Consider the following 3,981-nt stretch of genomic DNA (forward strand, 5'->3'; position numbering starts at 1 on the left):
GTCCGACGTCGCCCAGGGAGGACGTGGCCTGGCCAAGCTCAACCCCTCACCGCGCAAAGCCTATGAACTGGTACTGCGCCTGCACAACCCGCCGGGCAGCTTTGCCGTGGTCGAAGGCGTTGCCCAGTACGATGTCAGCAACGAAGCGCAGTGCGGGTACATCGAGCCCGCCACCGGCGCTCCCGCCCGCATCACCAGCCAGGAGCCGGTGACGCTGCGCAGGGTCACCGACAACGAGTACCGCGGCACCGTCTACCTGGACCGCATGCTCGACGAGGACTACTACGGCCGCGGCGTCTGCCATTGGGCCTTCAGTGGCGCCGGCGCGATGTTGAAGGCGACCGGCGCCGATGGCGAGACGCGCTTCCTGTCCTTCATCGAGGCCGATCCGTTCGTCAAAGGCCAGGCTGAGACGCGCCATTATCCGCAGGGCGACTACCCACGCGTGGCGGACCTGCCCGACTATGGCGCTACCGGCCAGAAGGACGCCAGCCGGTTCCGCCCGGAACTGCAGGACACGCTGTTCTCTGCCACCTTGACGGCCGATGAGGTGCAGCCGTGACCCTCGGCAGCCAGGACTACGCCGCGCTGTCCAACGATGCCTATCGCGACCTGAAAGTCGGTCGCCGCGCCCCCGGACAGGAAGAGCATGTCTCCCTCAACGGGCATGACTACAAGGTGCTCGAGCACGTCAGCAACCGCTTCAATGGCTATCAAGGCACGATCTACCAGCGCGTGGACACGCAGGAGATCGTGGTGTCACATCGCGGCACCGAGCAGATCGCCCGCGATGGCCTCCTCGCCGATGGCGGCATGGTGGTCGCCCGCTACAACGTGCAGGCCGCCGATGCGCTGGCACTGACCCAGCGCGCCCTCGCGTACGCTGCAAAGGAAGGACGCGACCTCGGCCAGGCACCTGAGGTCACCGTCACCGGGCATTCGCTCGGCGGCGCGCTGGCCCAGATCAGCGCACACCACTACAACCTGAAGGGCGAGACCTTCAACGCTTATGGCGCGGCCAGTCTTGGCTACCGCATTCCCGAAGGCGGCACCAGCGTTGTCAACCACGTCATGGCAGCCGACCCGGTCAGCGCCGCTTCGCCGCACTTCGGCCAGGTGCGCGTATACGCCACGCCCCAGGAGATCGACACGCTGGGCGACTGGGGCTTCAGCAACAGCCGTCTGCGCATCCTGATTCCCGACAGTGCACTGGGCGCGGCCGCCAACTCCCTCGGTTCGCACAAGCTGGTCAATTTCCTCGGCGAAGACTCGGTGCTGGGCAGGCCGGAGACGCAGGCCTTGGCACGCGACAACGTCAAGATGATCGACGAGTACCGGGACAAGATGGAGCTGCTGCGCAGTGGCGTCACCACCGGTACGCGCGGCCTGCCGGGCGGCGTCAAGGATCTCTTCGACCATCTGCGTGGCCCCCTGGAACCGGGCGAACCCGCGCGCCGTGAAGCCGAAAGGCAGGGCCGCCCGATCGGCATGCTGCGCATCGACGACGCCGGCCACGTCGGCAACCCCTTGTTCAATGATGCCCTGCGCGGCGTGCACGCACAGGACGCCCGCGTCGGCCGCACACCCGATGGCATGAGCGCGCAACTGGCAGGCTCGCTGGCTGCGGAAATGCATGCCGCCGGCGGACAGCGGATCGACGAGGTACTGATGAGTGCCGACGCGTCACGCAGCTTCGCCCTGCAGGGTGAGGGCGGCGACCCCGGCCATCTGCGCGTGTCCGTCGACACCACCCGCGCGATGAACACGCCGCTGGAGCAGAGCAGCCAGCGCATCGAGCAGCAGGCTGCCGGCCAAGCCCTGGCACGCGAGCAGCAGCTGGAACAGACCCAGGCGACCCAGCGCAGCCTGCACGCCTGAGACGCTTGCTGGAATGAAAACGGGAGCCGGCACTGCCGGCTCCCGTCATTTCCGAGGTCGATCAGGGGCTGGAAACCGCCGGGTTTGCCGCCGGCCCTGCCAGCACGTACGCATCCGGGCCCGAGTCCGGGAAGCCGCCGCAGGCCTTGTCGCCCGGCGCCACCGGATCACACGGCCACTGCGCGCGCGTTACGGTGTCGCGCAGCTCGAAGCGGGTGCCGTTCCAGACCACGAAGGCCAGGTGTTCGCGGTTCCAGTCACTGAAGCTGTGCGGACCGGTCTTCTGCGGTGATTCCGGGTACTGCACGAACCAGCGCATGGCCGGCCCGTACTGCAACTTGCTGTGGTCCAGGCTGATCCTGCCTTCGCGGGTGCGGTGGCGGGCACGATCGGCCTCGGCGATCGACGGTGCCGCCGGCATTGCCATTGCAGTGATGTCCTGCGGGACGCCATCGCTGCCCACCTGGTACACGCGCTGGCGGACGTAGGCCTGCCCGCAACTGCCGGCTGCGAGTCGGACGGGCTCTGCGGTGTTCTCGTTTGGCAGTGCGCCATCGGCACAGTCGAACGGCGCCGAGACCAGGTAGGTGGTCGTCGACGCATCCGCGCCTTCAAACGAACGCACCCAGATGTCTCCCAGGCGGGCGATGAAGTCCGGGCGCTGGCCCACGCCGGCCACGGCCTTGAACCACGCCTTCTGGCGCACTTCACGCTCGCGCCAGCTGCGCGGCAGGTGGATGTCCTGCTCAGGCAAGGCCACCAGCAGCGCCGCCAGGTGCGGCGGCAACGCGCCCTGGCAGGCGCCGATCATCAGATCGCCCTGCGGTGCCAGGCGACCGGCCAGATCGACCGGGCAGCGCGCACCGAGCTGGCGCTCCGCGGCCTGGTCTGGTGCCAACGGGATGATCGGTGCCAACGGGATGATCGGCGGTGCGACGGGGGCCGGCGCAGAGGCTGGCGCGGTGTCGGGCGCCTGTGCGACCGCGGGTGCCGGGGCCGACACCTGCGCGGGAGCCGGTGGAGGAGCTGCGACAGGAGCCGTTGCGACAGGCGCAGCATTGGTGGAGGCAACGTCGGTCGGCGGTGCCATCGTTGCTGCCGCAGGTGCCGGTGCACTCGCGGGTTCGGCAGAGACGGCTTCCGGAGCGACGCCCGTCGCCGGTTGCGGCTGCGGTGCGGGTTCGGGCGCCGGGGGCATGGACGGCACAGGTGCAGCTACCAGGGCAGGCACCGGCTCAGCCGCGGCGACGGGAGCCAGTGCAGCTACGGCATCAGTTGCGGCGTTAGCGGGCGTCTGCGCGTCCRCCGCGGCCACTACCGGTGCTGGCACCGCCTCCTCGACGGCGGGAGCCGCCGGGGCGTCGGGTGCCTGCTGTGCGTGGGCCATGGCGGCAGCCAGTCCCAGCGGCAGCAGCCACAGTGCCGGAGCGCGGCCACGCTGGGCCGCTTGGGAACGCAGGAAAGTGTTTCGCATGTTGTGTCCTTACAAAGAGATCCATGTAGGCACCCGAGGGTGCTCGGTGTCGTGCGATGGGCCCGCCGGTCTCCGACCTGCCGGGCGGTGCCCAGATTACAGCGATCGCGGGCGATTCTGATCCTGCTCGCGGATGACCGAAGCGGTCTGTTCCTGGCGGGAAGAGGCTTCGGCCGCCAACTGCTGGCTGCTCTGCTCGAGCGGCAGCTGGGCAGCGGCCTCACGCTGCACCATCGAGCGCTGCATCGCCGGGTCCCCCATGACGCCCTGCACCGCAAACAGCGCCCTGCCGTCGGTACCGGCCACCACGTGATCGATACGGCTCATCCCTGCCTTCTGTGCGCTCAACGCCAAGGCCGCGGCCGTATTGTCCAGTTCCTGCTGGCTGCGCAGGCCACTCTGCGGCCCCATCTGCTGCAGATGACCCCGCGCCTCGGTAAACAACCGGTTGCCGGCATGGGCCGGATCGGACATATCGCGCGCGCGCTCAGGCAACTGTGCAGGTTCGCCCACTTCGCCGCGGGCAAGCCGGTCCATCACGTCCGGGGTCAGCTTCTGCTGCCACGCCTCGAAACGCTTGAGCCGGTCCTCCACCCCGTTGACGGCACCGTTGATGGCATACGTAGCCT

At 68.8% G+C, this 3,981-nt stretch carries 4 protein-coding genes; 2 read left to right on the top strand and 2 right to left on the bottom strand.

What is annotated here, in order from left to right; translation table 11 throughout:
- Together AC1VAN_RS14165 and AC1VAN_RS14170 are read left to right on the top strand one after the other, a co-directional pair.
- The coding region (locus tag AC1VAN_RS14165) for a hypothetical protein (protein ID WP_480986023.1) at positions 1–562 on the top strand (562 nt) is incomplete at its 5' end.
- Positions 559–1,878 carry an XVIPCD domain-containing protein gene (locus AC1VAN_RS14170; protein WP_032976202.1) on the top strand — a complete coding sequence of 440 codons (1,320 nt, stop codon included), beginning with the start codon at positions 559–561 and terminating at the stop codon, positions 1,876–1,878. The genes AC1VAN_RS14165 and AC1VAN_RS14170, both read left to right, overlap by 4 nt.
- Before the next feature lie 61 nt (positions 1,879–1,939).
- Here the strand turns inward: AC1VAN_RS14170 and AC1VAN_RS14175 are convergent, their stop codons facing one another.
- Positions 1,940–2,794, bottom strand: a complete 855-nt coding sequence (locus AC1VAN_RS14175; RefSeq protein ID WP_235189943.1) for a hypothetical protein — start codon at positions 2,792–2,794, stop codon at positions 1,940–1,942.
- Positions 2,795–3,448: 654 nt separating this feature from the next.
- A partial coding sequence (locus AC1VAN_RS14180; protein WP_480986024.1) for an XVIPCD domain-containing protein occupies positions 3,449–3,981 on the bottom strand: 533 nt, incomplete at its 5' end.

This window comes from Stenotrophomonas sp. 05L44_2 (assembly GCF_056665995.1).